This is a genomic window from Nocardia bovistercoris, from assembly GCF_015674855.1.
GTDB classification, from domain to species: Bacteria; Actinomycetota; Actinomycetes; order Mycobacteriales; family Mycobacteriaceae; genus Nocardia; species Nocardia bovistercoris.
Genome location: NZ_JADMLG010000010.1, coordinates 252,136 through 274,245 on the forward strand (window position 1 = coordinate 252,136; position 22,110 = coordinate 274,245).

Consider the following 22,110-nt stretch of genomic DNA (forward strand, 5'->3'; position numbering starts at 1 on the left):
ATGGATCCGAGGCAGGCCGGAACGCGCGATGTGCACGCGGATCTGATCCCGCTGTCGACCGCGCAGTACGGTGTGTGGTTCGCGGACAAGGTGTCCGATGGGCTGCCGATCAATATCGCGCAGTACATCGAGATCCACGGTGAGGTGGATGCTGCGATCTTCGCCGAGGCCGTACAGGCGGCCGGGCTCGAACTGGCGTCGGGATATCTGCGCATCGTCGAGGTCGACGGCAGGCCCTACCAGCGAATCGATCCCGACCAGCACTACGACGGCGCGGTCGTCGACCTCGGCGACCGCGCGGATCCGGCCGCGGCGGCGCTGCGGTGGATGCGCGCGGACTACAGCACACCGGTTGACCTGCAACGGGATCCGCTGGCCGAGACCCGGCTGCTGCGGTTGTCGCGCGGGCACTACTACTGGTACTCCCGCATCCACCACGTCGCGATCGACGGCTACGGCGGCTTCGTGCTCACCGCGCGGGTCGCCGAGCGATACAACGCCGCGTCGGCGGGCCGCGCGCCCGCACCGCTGCGCGCCGCGACCTTGCGGCAGATCGACACCGCCGAGCGGGAGTACCGCGCGTCGACCCGCTTCGCCCTCGACCGCGACTATTGGATGGAGCGGACGCGCGGGCTGCCCGATCCGGTCAGTCTGGCCGGGCGGACGGCCGCGGCCGCCGCCCACGACCTGGTGTCGGTCAGCACGCTGTCCGGCGATGTCGCCGACCTGCTCCGCACGACCGCGGAACGGCTGCACGCCAGTCCCGCGCAGGTCGTCGTCGCGGCGCTCGGAACCTTCCTGGCGCGGATGACGAACACCGAGGACATCGTGCTGAGCCTGCCGGTCGCGGCGCGCACGACCGCCAAGCTCAAGAATTGCGCCGGAATGATGGCCAACCTGCTGCCGATTCGCCTGCGGCTCGCGGCGGGCGCGACGACGGCGGAGGTGGTGGCGCAGGCCAACCGTGAGCTCACCGGCGCCCTTCGGCATCAGCGCTATCGCTACGAGGACATCCTGCGCGACAGCGCGTCGGGTGACTCGGTGAGCGCGAACCCGGCATCGTTCGGGCCGGTCGTCAACATCGTGTTCTTCGACGCCGATATCGCGCTGGGTGATTCGGTCGGCAAGTATCACATCCTGCGTTCGGGGCTGCTGGAGGACTTGCAGGTCAATCTGGTCCGCGGCGGCGCCGACGCGCCGCTGTCGGTCGAATTCCACGGCAATCCGAACCTGTACTCCCTCGACGAACTGCACGGTCATCGTCGCCGGTTCACCGCCTATCTGGCACGTTTCGCGGCGGCCGACCCGCGGACCCGGCTGCGTGACATCGATCTGCTGTCGGACCGCGAACGCGCGAGCGTCGTCGGTCCCGGTGCCGAGGTCGGCGCCGTCGCGACACTGGCCAGTCTGCTCGACGAGGTCGTCGCGCGGAGTCCGCACGCGACGGCGCTGCGCGCCGATGGCGCCGAGCTGACCTACGGTGAACTCGACGAGCGAGCCAATCGACTTGCCCGCGTGCTCATCTCACGTGGGGTGGGACCGGAGTCACGGGTGGCCGTCGCGATGCACCGATCGACGGCATCGGTCGTCTCGGTCTGGGCGGTGGCCAAGGCGGGCGCGGCGTTCGTGCCGGTCGATCCGGGCTATCCGGCGGACCGGATCGCCTACATGGTCTCGGATTCCGGCGTTCGACACGGTCTGACCGTTCTCGAACACGCGGCGTGGCTCCCCGATTCGGTCGAATGGATGTCGCTGGACGATCCGGCGTTCCTGGCGCGCTGGGAGCGGCGGAGTCCGGAGCCGGTGACCGACGGCGAACGAGTCCGGCCGTCGCACCCCGACCACCCGGTCTATGTGATCTTCACCTCCGGATCCACCGGTAGGCCCAAAGGCGTCGTGGTGAGCCACCGCGGACTGGCGAACCTGGTCGACGAGCAGCGGACCCGGCTGAGCGTCACCGGCGCCTCGCGCGTATTGCATGTCGCCTCACCGAGTTTCGACGCCTCGGTATTCGAGTACCTGATGGCGTTCGGGGCGGGCGCGGCGCTGGTGATCGCGCCACCGCAGAGCTACGGCGGGGACGAGTTGACCGCGCTGCTGCGCCGAGAACGGGTCACGCACGCGGTGCTGACCCCGGCGGTGCTGACCACGCTGGAACCCGCGGGTCTGGACGACCTGCGAGTACTGGCCGTCGGCGGCGAGGCGTGCCCGGACCGGATCGTGGACACATGGGCGCACGGCCGCGCGCTGCTTAATCTGTACGGGCCGACCGAGACCACGATCTGGGCGACGGCCTCGGCGCCGCTGCGGCCCGGCGCGCCGGTCACCATCGGCGCCGCGATTCGCGGTGCGGGCGCGCTCGTGCTCGACGGTTGGCTGCGACCGGTGCCCCCCGGTGTGGTCGGCGAACTGTATCTGTCGGGCGGGCAGTTGGCGCGCGGCTATCTGGGCAACGCGGCCTCGACCGCGCAACGGTTCGTCGCCGATCCCTACGGGCGGGCGGGCACGCGCCTCTACCGGACCGGTGACCTGGTGCGCTGGACCGCCTGCGGTGAGCTGGAAATACTGGGACGCAGTGACTTCCAGGTCAAGATCCGCGGACTGCGGATCGAGCTCGGCGAGATCGACGCCGTGCTCGATGCCGACGACCGCGTCGAGTCCGCGGTGACGGTGACCGGTACCAGCGCCGCGGGCGCCGACATTCTGGTGTCCTATGTGGTGCCCGCGAACGGGCGGACCGTGCTCCCGGCCGAACTGACCGCCGCGGCGGCCGAACGCCTTCCGAGTCATATGGTTCCGACCGCGATCCTGGTACTCGACGCGATGCCGCTCACCGCCGCGGGCAAGATCGATCGCGCGGCGCTGCCACCGCACACGGTGGTCGGCGATCGCGGCCGCCGGGCGTTGTCCTCGGAGTCGGAGACGACGATCGCGCAGCTCTTCACGGAGGTGCTCGGGGTGGCCCGAGTCGGCGCCGACGACGGCTTCTTCGCCTTGGGCGGCGACAGCATCATGTCGATTCAACTGGTGGCGCGGGCGAAGGAGCGCGGTCTCGTGTTCTCGCCGCGAGAGGTGTTCCAGCACCGGACCGTTGCCGCGCTGGCCGCCGTCGCCCGGCGAGCGGACCGGGTGTCGGCGCCCACGCTGCCGGAACTGCCCGGCGGCGGCGTGGGGACGATGCCCGCGCCGCCGATCGTGCGCTGGATGATCGAGCGTGGCGCTTTCACGTCCTTCCACCAGGCGCTGGTGCTGCGGCTGCCGACCGGTATCGGTGCGGACGGCCTGGTGGAAACCGTTGCCGCGGTGGTGGATCACCACGACATGCTGCGGTCGCGGCTGATCAGCGCCGCCGACGGGTGGCAGGTGCTGGTGACCGCGCCGGGGACCGTTGACGTCGCCGCGCTGATCCACCGGGCGCCCGTGCCGGAGACCGTCGACGCGGCCGCGGTGGCCGCGCGCGAGCAGGACGCGGCGGCGGGGCGATTGGACCCGGTCGCCGGCACGGTCCTGCAGTTGGTCTGGCTGGATCGGGGCGCCGAGCGCGCGGGATGGCTGATCGTCGTCGCGCATCATCTCGCGATCGACGGCGTCTCGTGGCGAATCCTGGTGCCGGACTTGATGTCCGCGTGGGCGCAGGTTTCGGCCGGGCGGTCCCCGCGGCTGGCGCCGGTCGGCACCTCGATGCGCCGCTGGGCGCACGTGCTCGCGCAGGAGACCGGACAGGCGGGTCGGCGGGCGGAGGCGGGCTACTGGCGCGCGGTGCTGGAGGGGCAGGACCCGCCGCTGGGTTCGCGCGCCATCGATCCCGCCGTCGATGTGGCCGCAACGGTGGACCGGGTCGCGGTGAGTGTGCCCGCGGAGGTGACCACGGCGCTGATGACCACCGTGCCGAAGGTGTTCCACGGCGGCGTCGAGGACGGCCTGCTCGGTGCGCTGGCGATAGCGATGGCGGCATGGCGGGCACGGCGCGGGATTCCCACGGCCGAGACCTTGATCCAGCGCGAGGGCCACGGCAGGACCGAGTCGATCGCGCCGGGCGCGGATCTGTCGCGCACCGTCGGCTGGTTCACCACGGCCTATCCGGTGCGCTTGCGTCTGCACGGGATCGACGTCGCCGACGCGCTGGCGGGCGGGCCCGCGGCGGGCGCCGCGATCAAGGCGGTGAAGGAACAGCTGCTGGCCGTACCCGACGACGGCATCGGCTACGGGGTGCTGCGCGGGCTCGACGATTCCGGCGAACCGATCGGCGGCGCCGTGCCGCAGCTCTCGTTCAATTATCTCGGCCGCACCGCGCTCGCCGAACCGGTCGCCTCGACGGCGGGACCGGGGTGGTTGCCGACCGACGAACTCGGCACGGCGGCGGCGGGCGGAGACGACGACGCGCCCGCGCCCGCGGTCATCGATGTCAACGCCGCGGTGACCGGCGGCGAGATCCTGCGGGCCACATTCGCCTACCCCACCGGTGTGATCTCCGGGGCCGAGGTTCGAGAACTGGCGGAGCTCTGGGTGCGCGCGCTGTCGGCGCTGGCGGCCCACGCGGCCGCCCCCGGCGCGGGCGGGCACAGTCCCTCCGACTTCGGCCTGGTCACGGTGACCCAGGCGGAGATCGAGCGGTGGGAGGCGCAAGGCCCGCTGGTCGACGTATGGCCGCTGACTCCACTGCAATCGGGCATGCTCTTCCATGCCTTGGCCGCCGCCGACGCGGTCGATGCCTACACCGCGCAGTGGACGCTCACCCTGGAAGGCCGCGTCGATCCCGGCAGGCTGCGCGCCGCCGCCGAAGCGCTGGTCGACCGATACCCCAATCTGCGCGCGCGATTCGTCGCGGCCGGGCAGGCGGCTGTTCAGGTCGTAGCCGCGTCGGTGCGGGCGCCGTGGACGTACCTCGACGTCAGCGGCGCAGACGCCGAGACCGAATTCGACCGGATCGCCGCCGCCACGCGGACCGCGCCGTTCGACCTGGCCGATGCCCCGCTGCTGCGCTTCACCCTGGTCCGGCTCGGGCCGCGGCTGTGGCGGCTGCTGGTCACCAATCACCACATCCTGCTCGACGGTTGGTCGATGCCGGTGCTGGTACGCGACCTGCTGACCTGCTACGCGGGCCCGGAGCGCGCGCCCGCGCTCGAATCGGCTCGCTCCTTCCGTGAGTTCCTGCGATGGTGCGCGGGCCGGGATCATTCGGCGTCGGTATCGGCCTGGCGGCAGGCGCTCGCGGGCGTGGCCGAGCCGACGCTGCTCGCGCCGCGGGCGACCCGAGCCTGCGCCCGACCGGTCGACCGCACGGCCGAACTCGACGAGCGCCGCACCGCGCGGCTCAGCGCACTGGCCGCCCGCGCCGGTGTCACGATGAACACCCTGTTGCAGGTCGCGTGGGCGGTCGTGGTGTCGCGGTCGACGGGCCGGGGCGAAGCGCTGTTCGGTGCGACGGTGTCGGGGCGCCCCCCGCATCTGCCCGGCATCGAATCCATGGTCGGCCTGTTCATCAACACCGTTCCGGTGTGGGTGCGGCCGCGTCCAGGCGAGACCGGCATCGACCTGCTGCGGCGTGTGCAGGCCGAACAGGCGGCGCTGCTCGAGCACCACCATGTCGGACTCGCCGAGATCCAGGCCGCCACCGGACTGCCGTCGCTGTTCGACACCCTGCTGGTCTTCGAGTCCTATCCGATCGATGTCGCCACGATCGCCGAACTGGCCGCCGATGTCGACGGCATGGCGGTCACCGGAGTGGAAGTCGACGACGGCGCGCACTATCCGCTGACCCTCGTCGCCCATCTGGATTCCCGACTGCGACTGCGCTTCTGCTATCGACCGGATGTCTTCGAGCCCGATGCCGTGGCGCGCTTGGTCGAGTGCGTGACCCGAGTGCTCGACGGGCTCGCCGAGCACGCCGACGCGCCCGTCGCCCGGATCGATGTGCTCGCCGCGGCCGAGCGGGCGGATCTCCTGTCGCGACGCGGCGGCGCGGCCCAACGGGCGCGAGTGCTGCCCGAGTTGCTGGCCGCGGCGTGTGAGCCTGCCCCGGACGGGACCGCGGTCGTGTTCGAAGGCGCCGCGCTGAGCTACCGCGAGCTGGACGAGCGGTCGAACCGCCTGGCGCGCATGCTGATCGGACGCGGCGTCGGCCCCGAGGACATCGTCGCGATCGGCATCCGCCGATCGATCGAGTCGGTGCTCGCGATGTGGGCGGTGGCGAAGTCGGGTGCGGCCTTCCTTCCGGTCGATCCGAACTACCCCGCCGAGCGGATCGCGTTCATGCTGGCCGATTCCGCTGTCCGAGTGGGGATCACGGTGTCGGCGGCGGCCGCGTTGCCCGGTGCGGTGGACTGGCTCGTGCTCGACGCCCCCGAGCGGTGCGCCGATCTCGCCGCCGCGTCGGGCGCGGCGATCACGGCGGCCGAGCGCAGACTGCCGCTGCGCGTGTCCCATCCGGCCTATGTCATCTACACTTCCGGCTCCACCGGACGCCCCAAGGGGGTGCTCGTCACCCATGCCGGACTGGCGAACTTCGCCGCCGAGCAACGGCAGCGATACGCGGTGGCGCCCTCGGCGCGGGTCCTGCACTTCGCGTCACCGAGCTTCGACGCGGCCGTGCTCGAACAGTTGATGGCGATCGAGGCCGCGGCCACGCTGGTCATCGCGCCGACCACCGTGTACGGCGGAGACGAGTTGCGGCGCTTGCTGATCGAGCAGCGGGTCTCGCACGCGTTCCTCACCCCGTCGGCCCTGGCCTCGGTCGACCCGACCGGCCTGGAAGACCTGCGGGTGCTCGTGGCGGGCGGCGAAGCGTGCCCGCCGGGCCTGGTGACACGGTGGGCGCCGGGCCGAGCATTCCACAACGGTTACGGTCCGACCGAGACCAGCATGATGACGAATATCAGCGCCGCGCTCGCCCCGGCGGCGGCGGTGACGATCGGCGGACCCATCCGCGGGATGACCTCGCTGGTGCTCGACCAGCACCTGCACCCGGTGCCCGAGGGGGTCGCGGGCGAGTTGTACATCGCGGGCGCCCAACTCGCCCGCGGCTATCATCGGCGGCCCGCACGGACCGCCGAGCGATTCGTCGCCAACCCCTACGGCCCGCCGGGCGAACGGATGTACCGCACCGGAGACGTGGTGCGGTGGACGGTCGACCGCGATCTGGTGTACCTGGGCCGCAGCGACTTCCAGGTCAAGGTGCGCGGATTCCGGATCGAGCTGGGTGAGATCGACGCGGTGCTCGCCGATTTCGACGGCGTCGAGTCGGCGGTGACGATCGGGCACGGCCGGTCGGACGGTCCAACCCGGTTGGTGTCGTATGTGGTGGCGACAGCGGGTGTTTCGATCGACGCGGGGGCACTGCGCGGCTTCGCCGCCGACCGGCTGCCCGACCATATGGTGCCCGCGTCGATCATGATGCTCGCCGAGCTGCCGCGCACCCCGGTCGGCAAGCTCGACCGGGATGCGCTGCCGCAGCCGGTCTTCGGATCCACCTCGACCCGCGTCGCCGCGACCGACGTCGAACGCACCCTGGCCGAAGTGTTCGCGCACGTGCTCGCGATCGCCGAGATCGGCACGGACGACAACTTCTTCGCCCTCGGCGGGGACAGCATCGTGTCGATCCAGCTCGTGGCGCGCGCCAGAGAACGCGGACTGGTGTTCTCACCGCGGCAGGTGTTCGAGCATCCGACGGTCGCCCGCCTCGCGACCGTCGTACGGCAGGTCGGCGACACCGAGCCGCCGACGCTCGCCGAACTTCCCGGCGGCGGCGTCGGTTCCGCGCCGTTGCTGCCGATCCAGCGGTGGATGGTCGAACGCGGCGGCGGATTCGACCGTTTCAACCAGACTCTCACGCTGGAGTTGCCCGTCGGGATCGACCGGTCCGGTGTGGTCGCGACGGTGACCGCGGTCGTCGACCGACACGATGCTCTGCGGGCGCGTCTGGTGCGCGCCGCGGACGGCTGGACATTGGACATCGCACCCCGTGGCACGGTGCACGTCGACGAACTGCTGCATCGTGTCGCCGTCACCGCCGACACCGAACGCCTGCGGGAGGCGGCCGCCCTCGACGAATCCCTCGGCCGACTCGACCCCGCGGCGGGCCGGGTGCTGCGGCTGGTCTGGCTGGACGCCGGGCCCGAACGGCCGGGCAGACTGCTGGTCGTGCTGCACCACCTGGTGGTCGACGGCGTCTCGTGGCGGATCCTGGTGCCGGATCTGATATCGGCGTGGGCGCACGTGTCCGCGGGACGGCGGCCGATGCTTCCCGACGTGGGCACTTCGCTGCGGCGGTGGGCGCACGCGCTGGCGGAGCGGGCCCGTCGACCGGAGCGTGCCGCCGAGCTGTCCTACTGGCTTTCGGTCCTCGACGGGCCGGATCCGCTGATCGGTCCGCGTGCGCTCGATCCGCGGATCGATCTCGCGACGGGAGTCCGGCGGCTGCGGATCGAGTTGCCCGCCGATGTCACCGAGGCGGTGGCGGGTTCGGCCGCCGCGTTCCACGGCGGTGTGGACGACGTCCTGGTCGCGACGCTGGCGCTGGCGTTGGCCCTGTGGCGTGCACGCGGCGGCGCTCCCGAGTCGTCGGTGCTGTTGCGGCTCGAGCGGCACGGTCGCGAGGAGCAGGTGGTCGCGGGCGCCGAGCTCGCGCGGACGGTGGGCTGGTTCACCACGGTCTTCCCGGTGCGGATCGACCTCGCCGGAGTCGATCCCGAGCACGCGATGAGCGGCGGCGCGGCGTTCGCGGCGGTGGTCAAGCGGGTGAAGGAACAGTTGCGCTCGGTGCCCGACAAGGGGATCGGCTACGGCCTGCTGCGCTATCTCAACCCCGATACCGCCGCCGAGTTGCCCGCGCCACCGCCCGCACAGGTCAGCTTCAACTATCTCGGGCGGATATCCGACGCCGACCTTCCGGCGGCGGGATGGCGACCGGTCGGCGAGCTCGGGGAGCTGCCGCAGCGACCCGACGACGATATGCCCGCGAGCGCTGTTCTCGATGTCAACGCGTTCGTACACAACGGCCGGTTCACCGCGGATCTCGGATTCCCCGCGACACTGCTGGACACGGCGACGGTCACCGCGATCGGCGAGCTGTGGAAGCGCACGCTGTCGGTATCGGCGGCGGTGGCGACCGACGGGACAGGCGGGCACACCCCGTCGGATTTCCCGCTCGTCACGGTCACCCAGTCCGATATCGACGCCTGGGAGGCGCGGTATCCGCGCGTGGACGATGTCTGGCCGCTGGCGCCGCTGCAGTCCGGCCTGCTGTTCCACGCGTTGGTGGCCGCCGCCACGATCGATGTCTACACCGTGCAGTTGACGGTCGAGCTGTCCGGACCGCTCGATTCCGCCCGCATGCGCCGCTCCGCCCAGGCGGTCGTCGACCGGCATCCGAACCTGAGAGTCGCCTTCGGCACCGACCGCGACGGCATCCCGGTCCAGATCGTGGTCGGCGACATCGCGGTTCCGTGGCGCGAGGTGGATCTGCGCCCGAGTCGTCGGGACGCGGGGGACAGCGATGGCGTCGTCGGTACGGCCGAACTGGCGACGCTGCTCGCCGAGGACCGTGGCCGAGGTCTGGACCCGACCGCGGCGCCGCTCCTGCGCTTCACGCTCATCACCCTGGGCGAGGACATCTTCCGTCTGGTGATGTCCTATCACCACATCCTGTTGGACGGCTGGTCGATGCCGCTGCTGCTCGGCGACCTCCTCACCGCCTACGCCGCGGACGGCGACCTCGCCGAGGCGCCGTCCGCGCCGCCCTACCGCCGCTACCTCGACTGGCTGACCGGTCGCGACCGTCGGCATTCGCTGCGGGTGTGGACTCGCGCGCTGGACGGCGTCGAACCGACGCTGTTGGCCCCGAGACTCGACCGCGAGATGGCGCCGCGCATCGATGAATGGCAGGTCGAACTGGACGCCGCGCTGACCGGACGGCTGTCGCGGCTCGCCGCCCGGCTCGGCGTGACCGTCAATACCGTGGTGCAGGCGGCGTGGGGAGTGTTGTTGTCCCGCTTGACCGGTCGCGGCGACGTCGTCTTCGGCGCCACGGTGGCCGGACGTCCCCCGCAGGTGCCGGGGATCGAGTCGATGGTCGGACTCTTCATCAACACGATCCCGGTGCGGGTGCGGTGCGCATCCGACGAATCGGTGACCGACCTGTTGATCCGGCTGCAAGCCGAGCAGGCGGGCCTGCTCGATCACCACGACGTCGGATTGCCCGACATCACGCGCGGCCTCGGCGTCGCCACCCTGTTCGACACGCTGACCGTGTTCGAGTCGTACCCCGTCGATCGGGCCGCGCTGGCCGAGCGAGTGCGGGAGATCGACGGACTGAGCGTGGACGGCGTGACCTCCAACGACGCACCGCACTATCCGCTGTCGGTCGTCGTGCTCACCGGAGAGCGGTTGCGCGCGCATCTGGAGTATCAGCCCACGGTGTTCGAGCGGAGCTGGGTCCGCGACTTCGCGCAGCGATTCGTGCGGGTGCTGACGGCATTCGCCGACGCCCCCGCGCGACTCGTCGGGGCGATCGACATCCTCGACGCCGACGAACACGCGGCGGTGCTGCACCGGGCCCGCGGCGAGCACCGCGTCCTCGACCCGGATGCCACGCTGGTGTCGCTCGTCGCGGCCCGCGCGGCGGCGGCGCCGGACGCCGTCGCCGTGCGCGGCCCGAACGCCGTGCTGACCGCGGCCGAATTGACAACGCGCGCACACCGATTGGCGCGAGCGTTGATCGCCGCGGGCGCCGGGCCCGAGGCGCGGGTCGCCGTCGCCGTCCCGCACTCGCCGGAGCTGGTGGTCGCGGTGCTCGCGGTGCTCGCGGCCGGTGCGGCGGCGGTGCCGATCGACACCGGATCTCCGGCCGAGGACATCGCCGCACTGCTCACCGACGCGGCGCCGGTCTGCGTCGTCGTCGGTCCCGATGCCACGATCGCCGTGCCCGACGGGCCGGTCGTGCTCGAGACGAGCGCCGCCGAGTCCGGCCGCGGCGAGCCGATCGCCGAATCGGAGCGCAACGCCGTGCTGCGACCGTCGCATCCGGCTTACGTGACCTATCCGCACTTCTCGACCGGACACCCGCGTGGCGTTGTGGTCAGCCATGCCGCGGCGGTCAACCAGGCGCTGTGGGCGACCGATCGTTTCGCGATCTCGCAGTCCGACGTCGTCGCGCTGAAGGCTCTCCCGGCGCTCGAGGTCGCGGTGTGGGAATTGTTCGGCGCCCTGATCGCCGGGGCCGAACTGGTGATCGCCGACCGCGACCCGGCGCGTCTGCGTGCGGTCATCGAGGAACACGCGGTGTCGATGGCGTCGTTCGTGCCGTCGACGCTCGCGGTCTTCCTGACCGACCTGCGTCCCGGCGACTGCTCGTCGCTGCGCGCGGTGCTCACCGCCGGTGAGGCGCTGTCGCCGCGCACCGCGCACCGGGTGCGCGCCCTGCTTCCCGACGCGCGCTTGTACAACGGGTTCGGGTCGGTCGAATTCGCCGGGCACGCTACGTTCGCGGCGCTCGACAGGCCGGTCGATGCGGCGGTCGCGATCGGATCGCCGGTGTGGAACAGCGCGGCGATCGTGTTGGACGCGCGGCTGCGGCCGGTCCCGGTGGGAGTCGCGGGCGAGTTGTACCTGTCCGGCGCCCAGTTGGCGCGGGGATATCACGCGCGGCCGGGGGAGACCGCGCACCGGATGGTCGCCGACCCGTTCGGGTCCGAGGGCGGGCGGATGTACCGCACCGGTGACATCGTGCGGTGCGACGCCGCGGGCGGACTGGAGTACCTCGGCCGCGGCGACGGTCAGGTCGAGATCGGCGGTGTCCGAGTGGAACTCACCGAGATAGACGCGGCGCTCACCGCGTTGCCCGGCGTCGATGTCGCCGTCACCACCGGCTATCGCACCGCTGCGGGTGGCGCGGAGCTGGTCTCCTACGTACTCCCGGCCGCGGGCGCCGACCTCGATCCGGTGGCGGTGCGCCAGGCCGTTGCGCGCGATTTTCCCGTGTTCATGACGCCCGCCGCCGTCACCGTTCTCGATCGGTTGCCGCTCACGCCCGCGGGCACGGTCGATCGCGCCGCGTTGCCCGAACCGATGTTCGGTTCGCGGCGCATCCGGGTCGCCGAACAGCCGTACGAACGCGCGATCGCCGAGCTGTTCGCTGAGGTGCTCGGCATCGATCGGGTCGATGCGGGCGACAGCTTCTTCGCGCTCGGCGGCGACAGCATCATGTCCATCCAGTTGGCCGCGCTGGCCACCGAACGCGGAATTCGGTTGAGTCCGCGACATGTGTTCGAGCACAAGACCGTCGCGGCTCTGGCTCGAACGGTCGCCATCGACGAGGGCGGCCCGCGGACGCTGGTCGAACTCGCGGGCGGCGGTGTGGGCGATCTGCCGCCGCTGCCCGTACACCGATGGCTGATCGAACGGGGCGGCTCGTTCGGTCGTTTCGCCCAGTGGCTCGTGTTGCGACTGCCGCGGCGGCTCGAGCACGCCGACCTGGTCGCGACCCTCACCGCCGTGGTGGACCGCCACGATGCGTTGAGGTCGCGCCTTGTGCTCGGCGACGAGCCCGTGCTGCGGGTCGCGCCATCGGGAAGCGTGGATGTGGCGGCGCTCGTGCGTCGAGTGCGGGTCGAGCCGGACGCGATGCGCGAAACAGCGGCACGGGAACTGGATTCGGCGTTGGATCGGCTTTCCCCCGAGTCCGGCGCGATGCTGGGGTTCGTCTGGATCGATGCGGGCGCGGACCACCACGGCCACCTGCTCTTCGTCGCGCATCATTTCGCCGTCGACGGCGTGTCGTGGCGAATTCTGGTGCCGGACCTGATCTCCGCGTGGAACCGAGTGACGGCCGCATCGGATTCGGCGCTTGCGTCGGTGTCGGATTCGGCGCTTGCGTCGGTGTCGGATTCGGCGCTCGCGTCGGTGTCGGATTCGGCGCTCGCGTCGGTGTCGGATTCGGCGCTCGCGTCGGTGTCGGATTCGGCGCTCGCGTCGGTGTCGGATTCGGCGCTCGCGCCGGTCGGCACGTCGCTGCGGCGGTGGGCGCACGCCATGGCCGACGAGGCGCTCGGCGCCGAGCGGGAACGGGAACACCTCTACTGGCAAGACGTGCTCGACGGACCGGATCCGCTGCTCGGCGCGCGCGCCCTCGACGCGACCGTCGACGTCGCCGCGACTCTGGATCATGTCGAGCTTTCGGTGTCTTCGGCCGTCACCGCCGCCGCGCTGACCGCGGCGCCCGCCGCCTTCCACGGCAGCGTGAACGATGGGCTGCTCGCCGCGCTGGCGATCGCGGTGCGGGCCTGGCGGATTCGTCGCGGCGACGCCGAATCCTCGCTGCTGCTGCGGCTGGAGGGGCACGGCCGCGAGGAGTCGGTGATACCGGGCGCGTCGCTGTCGCGGACGGTGGGCTGGTTCACCACGGTGTTTCCGGTGCGCCTGGATCTCGGCGACATCGACGTCGAGAACGCGCTGGCCGGTGGCGCCGCCATGGGGGCCGCGGTGAAGGCGGTGAAGGAGCGGCTGGCCGCGGTGCCGGACAAGGGCATCGGATACGGGCTGTTGCGCTACCTGAACTCCCGCACCGCGCCGCTGCTCGCCGAATACGATCGCCGCGGCCAGATCGGTTTCAACTATCTCGGCCACACCTCGGTCGGCGACCTCCCGAACGACGCGGGCGGCGACTGGCTGCCCGCGGGCACGCCGACGGAATGGGCCGCGAGTCCCGACCTCGACATGGCCGTCGACCGTGCGATCGACATCAATGTCATGGCCGTCGAAGACACCGTAGACGCCACCGCCACCACCGCTGTCGCGGCCACCACCGCTGTCGCGGCCACCACCGCTGTCGCGGCCACCACCGCTGCCACGGACGCCACTGCCGCTGCCACGGCCGCCACGGCCGCTGCCGCTGCCACGGACGCCACCGCCGTCATGGCCACCACTGCTGCCACGGCCGCCACCGCTGCCACGGACGCCACGGACGCCACGGACGCCACGGACGCTGCCGCTGCCGCTGCCGCCACCGCTGCCACGGACGCCACGGACGCTGCCGCTGCCGCCACCGCTGCCACGGACGCCACGGACGCCGCTGCCGCTGCCGCTGCCACGGACGCTGCCGCTGCCGCTGCCGCTGCCGCTGCCGCTGCCGCTGCCGCTGCCACGGACGCCGCCGCTGCCGTCGCCACCGACGGGCGGCGGCTGCGGGCGAGGTTCACCTACGCCACCGGGGTCCTGACCCGCGCCGAGGTCGCCGAGCTGGCGCGATCGTGGTCGGATGCGTTGTCGGCGTTGGCCACCCATCTCGCCACACCGGGCGCGGGCGGGCACACCCCGGCGGACTTCGCGCCGCTGGCGCTCGACCAGGACGATATCCACACCTGGGAAGCCGCCCACCCCGGGGGAATCGACGTGTGGTCGCTGACCCCGCTACAGAGCGGGCTGCTGTTCCACGCGCTGGTGGCCGAATCGGCGGTGGACACCTACACCGCGCAGACGGTGGTCTCGCTGACCGGTGAAGTGGACGCGCCGCGGTTGCGTGCCGCGGCCGCCGCGCTGCTGCGCCGACACCCCAACCTGCGCGCCGCGTTCGTGACCGGATCGTCCGGAGCGCCGGTCCAGCTGGTGCCCGCGACGGTCGAGATACCGTGGACCGAAGTCGACGCCGACGGTGTCGCGACCGCCGCCGTGCTGCGCGAGCGGGATCGGCGGGCGCCGTTCGACATGACCGCGCCGCCGCTGCTCAGGTTCACCTTGATCCGGCTGGAGAATCGTCGGTGGCAGCTGCTGGTGACCAATCACCACATCCTGCTCGACGGCTGGTCGATGCCGCTGTTGGTGCGCGATCTGCTGACGCTGTACGCCGCGCGCGGGGACACGGCGCCGCTCGAACCGGTGCGTCCGTACCGTGACTTCATCGATTGGCTCGGCAGGCAGGACCGTTCGACCTCGGTGGCGGCGTGGCGAAAGGCGCTCGCCGGGGTCGAGGAACCGACCCTGCTCGCGGACGCGCGGACCGCGGCGGCGGCCGCGACGGCGCCGACCAAGTATCGGTGGACGCTGGACGAGGCGCGTACGTCGCGGCTGACCGGCCTGTGCCTGCGGCTCGGCGTCACCGCGAACACCGTGCTCCAGAGCGCATGGGCGATCGTGTTGTCGCGCTCCACCGATCGAGGTGACGTCGTCTTCGGCACGACCGTATCGGGCAGGCCCGCGCAGCTGACCGGTATCGCGTCGATGGTCGGTTTGTTCATCAACACGATTCCGGTTCGGGTGCGCGTCGACGAGAGCGAGACCGTCGCGGCGATGCTGCGCCGCGTCCAGGACGAGCAATCCGCGCTGCTGGAATATCAGCAGCTCGGCCTCTCCGACATCCACGCCGCCGTCGGCCGCGTCGACCTGTTCGACACCCTGCTGGTCTTCGAGTCCTATCCGGTCGACACCGCGGCGCTCTCGACGCTGGCCGCCGGACTCGACGGTGTCACGGTCACCGAGGTGAGCACCGACGACTCCACACACTATCCCCTGACCCTTGTCGCGCAACTGGATTCGCGTCTGTCGATCAACGCGGGCTACCAGCCCGACCTGCTGGACGCGGCGGCGGTCGCCGCGATCCTGACGCGACTGGAGCGCGTGCTCGGAGCGATCCTGGCCGAGGCCGACATGCCGGTGGGCGATATCGCGGTGATCGACGCGGCCGAGCGGGCGTCGGTGCTGGCCGGGTGGCAGGAGCCGGGTCGGCCGGTGCGGGCCGAGACCACCCTGGTGTCGCTGTTCGAAGCCCAGGTCGGGCTGCGGCCGGACGCCGTCGCCGTGCGGTGCGGTGACGCCGCGCTGTCGTATGCCGAGTGCGGTGCGCGCGTGGATCGCTTGGCGCGCATCCTGATCCGGGCGGGCGTGGCGCCGGAGGCGCTGGTGGCGGTGGCGTTGCCGCGTTCGGCCGACCTCGTCGTCGCCGTGCTGGCGGTGCTCGCCGCGGGCGGCGCCTACGTGCCCGTCGACCCGGACTATCCGGCGGACCGCATCGCCTACACCCTCGCGGATTCGGCGCCGGTCTGTGTGCTCAGCACCTCCGACGTCGCTGTCCCGGCCGTCGACGGCGTGCTCCGGATCGATCTCGACGCACTCGGCTCGCCCGAGCCGTCGGGTCCCGCGTTCGAGGCGTCGGACGACGCGTCGCCGATCCGCGACGGCGAACGGATCGCCCCGCTGCGCTCATCGAACTCCGCCTACGTCATCTACACCTCCGGGTCGACCGGACGCCCCAAGGGCGTGGTGGTCACCCATCGCAACGCGGTCGAGCTGTTGACGAACGCGCAGGAGAAGTTCGGCTTCGACGACACCGACATCTGGACGCTGTTCCACAGCTATGCCTTCGACTTCTCGGTCTGGGAGCTGTGGGGTGCGCTCGCCCACGGCGGGACGCTCGTCGTGGTCGACTACGACCTGTCCCGCTCGCCGCTCGAGTTCCGGGAACTGGTCCGCCGGGAGCGGGTCACGGTGCTCAACCAGACCCCTTCGGCGTTCTATCGGTTCATCGCGGCCGACCGAGCCGCCGACCGTGCCGGGGCAGGCCCACTGTCGCTGCGCTACATCGTATTCGGCGGTGAGGCGCTGCATTTCGCACAACTGCGGGCCTGGTACGAGCGACACGACGACTCCGCGCCGCGGTTGGTCAACATGTACGGCATCACCGAGACCGCCGTGCACGCGACGTCGCTCGCGCTCGATGCCGCCACGGCCCGCGCCGGTTCGGCCAGTGTGATCGGCCGCGGCCTGCCGGGGTTGCGGGTTCTGGTGCTGGATCGGCGGCTGCGGCCCGCGCCGGTCGGCGTCGCCGGTGACCTGTATGTCGCGGGCGGCCAGGTGTCCCGCGGATACCTGAACCGGCCCGGGCTGACCGCCGAGCGATTCGTAGCGGACCCGCACGGCGGACCCGGTGAGCGGCTGTACCGCACCGGCGACCTCGCCCGCTGGACCGCCGACGGACTGGTGGAATATCTGGGCCGCGACGACTTCCAGGTGAAGGTGCGCGGTTTCCGCATCGAGTTGGCGGAGATCGAGATCGCGATGCTCGCCGCGCCCGGCGTCGCGCGGGCCGCTGTCGCGGTGCGGGCAGGCGAGCGACTGGTCGGCTACGCGGTGCCCGCCGACGGCGTGACCGTGCGCCCGGACCGGGTGCACGCCGCGCTCCGGGACCGGCTGCCCGCCCATATGGTCCCCGCCGCGATCGTGGTGCTGGACGAACTGCCCATGACGCCGTCGGGCAAGTTGGACCGCAAGGCGTTGCCGGAGCCGGCGTTCGCGGTCGACGGCGACGCGCGGACCGCGCGGACCGAGGCCGAGCGAATTCTGGCCGAGGTGTATGCCGAAGTGCTCGGCCTGCGGCAGGTCGGCGTGCACGACAGCTTCTTCGCGCTCGGCGGCGACAGCATCATGTCGATCCAGCTGGTGTCGAGGGCGAAGACCCGAGGGCTGGTGTTCGCACCGCGACAGGTCTTCGAACACCGAACGGTCGCGGCGCTGGCCGCCGCCGCGACCACGGGCGACGACGCCGTGCGGCGGCTGCCCGAGTTGCCGGGCGGCGGCGTCGGAGTGTTCCCGCTGACCCCCATCGTGCGGTGGATGACCGAGCGCGGCGGTGGGTTCCGCCGAATCCATCAGTCGCTGACCCTCGAACTGCCGCTTGGCATCGACCGGGCCGCACTGGTCGCGACGCTGTCGGCCGTGGTGGATCACCACGACATGCGCCGAGCCCGGTTGATCCACCGCGACGGCGCCACGTCGATCGAGGTGCCGCCGCCGGGATCGGTGGACGTCGACATGCTGGTGCGGCACGTCCCGTCGGCGGAGCACGCGCCCGCCGGGCAAGTTCACGACGCGCCCGCTGGGCGGGGTCTCGACGCGCCCGCTGGGCGGGGTCTCGACGCGCCCGCTGGGCGGGCTCTCGACGTGGCCGCCGGGCGGGCTCTCGATGAGGCCGTCGACCTCCTGGATCCGACCCTCGGCAGTGTGCTGCGGTTCGTGTGGTTCGATCGCGGACCCGATATCGGCGGGCGGCTGCTGATCGTGGCGCACCACCTGGTGGTGGACGGGGTGTCGTGGCGAATCCTGGTGCCGGATCTGATGAAGGCGTGGTCCGACCGGTCGGCGGGGCGACGACCCGCTCTCGCTCCGGTCGGCACCTCGATGCGCCGCTGGGCGCACGCACTCGCCGAGTGCGCGCGCCGACCGGACCTGGCCGCCGAATCGACCCGGTGGCTGCACGAGCTGGACGGACCGGATCCGTTGCTCGGCGCCCGCCCGTTCGATGCCGCCGTCGACGTGGCCGCCACGGTCGAGCACGTGGAGGTGGTCGTGCCCGCTGAGGTGACCGCGGCGCTGCTCACGACCGTGCCCGGCCGGTTCCACGGCGGCGTCAACGATGGACTGCTCGCGGCTCTCGCCCTCGCTCTGACGGCATGGCGCGCGCGCCGCGGCGTCGCCGAAACGAGCGCACTGGTGCAACTGGAAGGTCACGGCCGCGAGGAGGACCTGGTCGAGGGCGCCGACCTGTCGCGCACCGTGGGGTGGTTCACCACCGCTTTCCCGGTGCGGCTGCGGCTGGACGGCATCGACATCGATGACGCCATGGCGGGCGGCGACGCGCTCGGCGCGGCGGTGAAGGCGGTCAAGGAACAGCTGCTCGCGGTGCCGGGGCGCGGAATCGGCTTCGGACTGCTGCGCTACCTCGCCGACGAGACGCGCGCCGCGTTGGCCGAGCGCGACCGCGCCCAGGTGAGTTTCAACTATCTCGGCAGGCTCGGCGCCGACGAGGTGAGCGCCGGAGGCGGCGCGTGGTTGCCCGCCGACGACCTCGGCGAGGTGTCGGCGAGCGTCGACGCGGACATGCCGGCGAACCGGGTGATCGACATCAACGCCATAGTCGCCGACCAGCCCGTGGGACCGGTGTTGCGCGGATCCTTCGCCTATCCGACCGGCGTGCTGTCCCGCTCCGAGGTCGCCGAACTCGCCGAACTGTGGGTCACGGTGTTGTCGGCGTTGTCCCGCCACGTTCGTCGCCCCGACGCGGGCGGGCACACGCCCGCGGACTTCGGACTCGTTCGCGTCCGTCAGCACGACATCGACGCCTGGGAGCGGCGCTACGGCGCGATCGCCGACGTGTGGCCGCTCACGCCGTTGCAGTCCGGCCTGCTGTTCCACGCCATGCTGGCCCTGACCTCGGTCGACGTGTACGCGGTCCAGGTGGTGCTCGACCTGTCGGGGCGGGTGCACGGCGCGCGGCTGCGCGCGGCGGCCCAGACGGTGCTCGACCGGTACCCGAACCTGCGGGTCGCCTTCGGCACCGACGCCGAGGGCGACACCGTCCAGATCGTCCTCGACGGAGTCACGGCGCCGTGGCGCGCGGTGGATCTGCGGGCGGTGGCCGCCGAACAGCGCGCCGCTCGCCTCGCGGAGGTCCTCCGACAGGATCAGCGGACCGGATTCGACCTCACCGCGGCGCCGCTGATCCGGTTCGTCCTGTGTACCCTCACCGACACGACGTCCAAGTTGGTGGTGTCGTATCACCATGTGCTGCTCGACGGTTGGTCGATGCCCGTGGTGCTGCGGGATCTACTGGTGAGCTATGCCGCGGGCGCCGACGCGCTGCCGACACCCGCGCCGTACCGGTCCTATCTCGGCTGGCTCGCCCGACAGGATCGGGAGACCTCCTCGCGGGTATGGACCGACACCCTCGCCGGTGCCGAGCCGACCATGCTCGCGCCGCGGCAGACGCATCGCGAGATCACCGCGCGTGTCGCCGAGATCGACCTAGCGCTGAGCGTCGAGCTGACCGCGGGCCTGTCCGGACTTACCGGTCGGCTCGACGTCACCACCAATACCGTGATGCAACTGGTCTGGGCGATCCTGTTGTCGCGCATGGCCGGACGTGACGATGTGCTGTTCGGCGCGACGGTGTCCGGGCGGCCGCCCGAGGTCCCCGGCGTCGAAACCATGGTCGGGCTGTTCATCAACACCATCCCGGTCCGGATCCGCTGCGCCGCAGGCGAATCGGTCGCCGCGGCGTTGACGCGGGTGCAAGCCGAACAGGCCGCCCTGTTCGGCCATCACCACCTGGGTCTCGCCGATATCGCGCGGGCCTCGGGCCTCGGCGCGCTCTTCGACACCCTGATCGTGTTCGAGTCCTATCCGGTGGATCGCGACGCGGTCGCCGCGGCGGCCGACACCATCGACGGACTCGCACTCGGGGCGGTGCGCTCGAACGATTCGCCGCACTATCCGCTGTCGCTGATCGTGCACCCTGGCGACCGGCTGAACATCCGATTCCAGTACCTGCCCTCGGCTTTCGACGCCGACACGGTGCGGCGGATCGCCCGGTGGTTCGAGCGGGCGGTGGAGTCGGTGGTGGCCGATCCTCGGATGCGAGTCCAGGACGTCGTGATCCTCGACCCCGCCGAGAGCGCGCGCTCGCTGCCGCGGTGGGACGGCGCGGTCGTGCCGGTGGATCGGCACGCCACGGTGATGTCGCTGTTCGCCGCCCAGGTGGCGCGCACGCCGGGCGCGACGGCGATCACCGACGGCGTCGCGGCGCTGACCTACGCGGAACTGGCGAGTCGGGTGAACCGATCGGCGCGCAGATTGATCGGGCTCGGCGTCGGTCCCGAGTCGCTCACGGCCGTCGCGCTGCCGCGCTCGATCGACCTGGTGGTCGCGGTCCTCGCGGTGCTCGAGGCCGGTGGTGGCTACGTGCCGATCGATCCGGGTTATCCGCCGGAGCGCATCGAGCGAATCGTGGCCGACGCTGAGCCGGTGTGCGTGATCGGGTCGGCCGATCTGCCGGTGCCCGCGACGATCCCGCTTGTCGATCCGGTCACCGGCGACGATGGCGGCATCGATGACAGCGGGATCACCGACGCCGACCGGATCGCGCCGCCGCGGCCGGATGGCGCCGCCTACGTGATCTACACCTCCGGATCCACCGGCGTGCCCAAAGGCGTGGTCGTCAGCCATGCGGCGGTGCTCAACCAGGTGGCGTGGCTGTCGGACAGGTTCGCCGTCTCGCCCGAGGACGCGGTGCTGTTCAAGACGCCGTTCACCTTCGATGTGTCGGTATGGGAACTGTTGTGCCCGTTGATCCGCGGCGCACGGCTGGTCGTGGCCGCCGACGGCGGTCACCGCGATCCCGCGTACCTGGTCCGCGTCATCGAGGCACATCGGGTCACGATGGTGTCGTTCGTGCCGTCGATGCTCGCGGCCTTCGTCGATGGACTGGCGCCGGGCCGGTGTGCGTCGCTGCGTGCGATTCTGGCCGCGGGGGAGGAGCTGCCGGTGGGCGCCGTCGTGCGCGCCCGCGCCGCGCTGCCCGGCACGCGGGTGCACAATCTCTACGGCCCCACCGAATACACCGTGCACGCCACCGAGGCGGCGCTGGACGGCGAGGTCGGCCACGTCGCTCCGATCGGATCTCCGGTGTGGAACACGCGGGCGTATGTCCTCGACGACAGACTTCGCGTCGTCCCGGTCGGCGTCGCCGGTGAACTGTATCTCGCGGGCGTGCAGGTCGCGCGCGGCTATCACCGGCAGCCGGTGCTCACCGCAGGGCGGTTCGTCGCCGATCCGTTCGAGACCGGGCAGCGGATGTACCGGACCGGCGACATCGCGCGCAGGCGGTCAACGGGACAGCTGGAGTTTCTCGGGCGCGGCGATCTGCAGATCAAGGTGCGGGGATCGCGAGTCGAGACGGGCGAGATCGATGCCGCGCTGACAGCACACGACGAGGTCGGATTCGCGGTGACACTGGGCCGCGCCGACGCAGGCGGTGTGGTGTCGGTCGTCTCGTATGTGGTCGCCGCGGCCGGGCATACGATCGATCCGACCGCGCTGCGGAGATCCCTGGCCGAGCGGTTGCCCGCGTTCATGGTGCCCGCCGCCGTCACCGTGCTGGACGCGCTGCCGTTGTCGCAGGCGGGCAAGGTCGATCGAAAGGCGCTGCCGGAGCCGGTGTTCGCGTCCGCGCCGTTCCGTGCCCCGCACACCGAGCCGGAGCGGCGACTGGCGGAGATCTTCGCCGAGGTGCTCGGCGTCGGCCGCGTCGGTCTCGATGACGACTTCTTCGATCTGGGCGGGCATTCGCTG

1 protein-coding gene (only partly in view) is annotated in these 22,110 nt (G+C 71.6%); it reads left to right on the forward strand.

What is annotated here, in order from left to right; translation table 11 throughout:
* Nucleotides 1–22,110, forward strand: the 5' portion of a protein-coding gene (locus IT779_RS24075) for a non-ribosomal peptide synthase/polyketide synthase (RefSeq protein WP_196151665.1). The gene runs 5,289 nt beyond the window's last position; only the first 22,110 of its 27,399 coding nucleotides appear in the window; its start codon is at nt 1–3; its stop codon lies beyond the right edge, outside the window.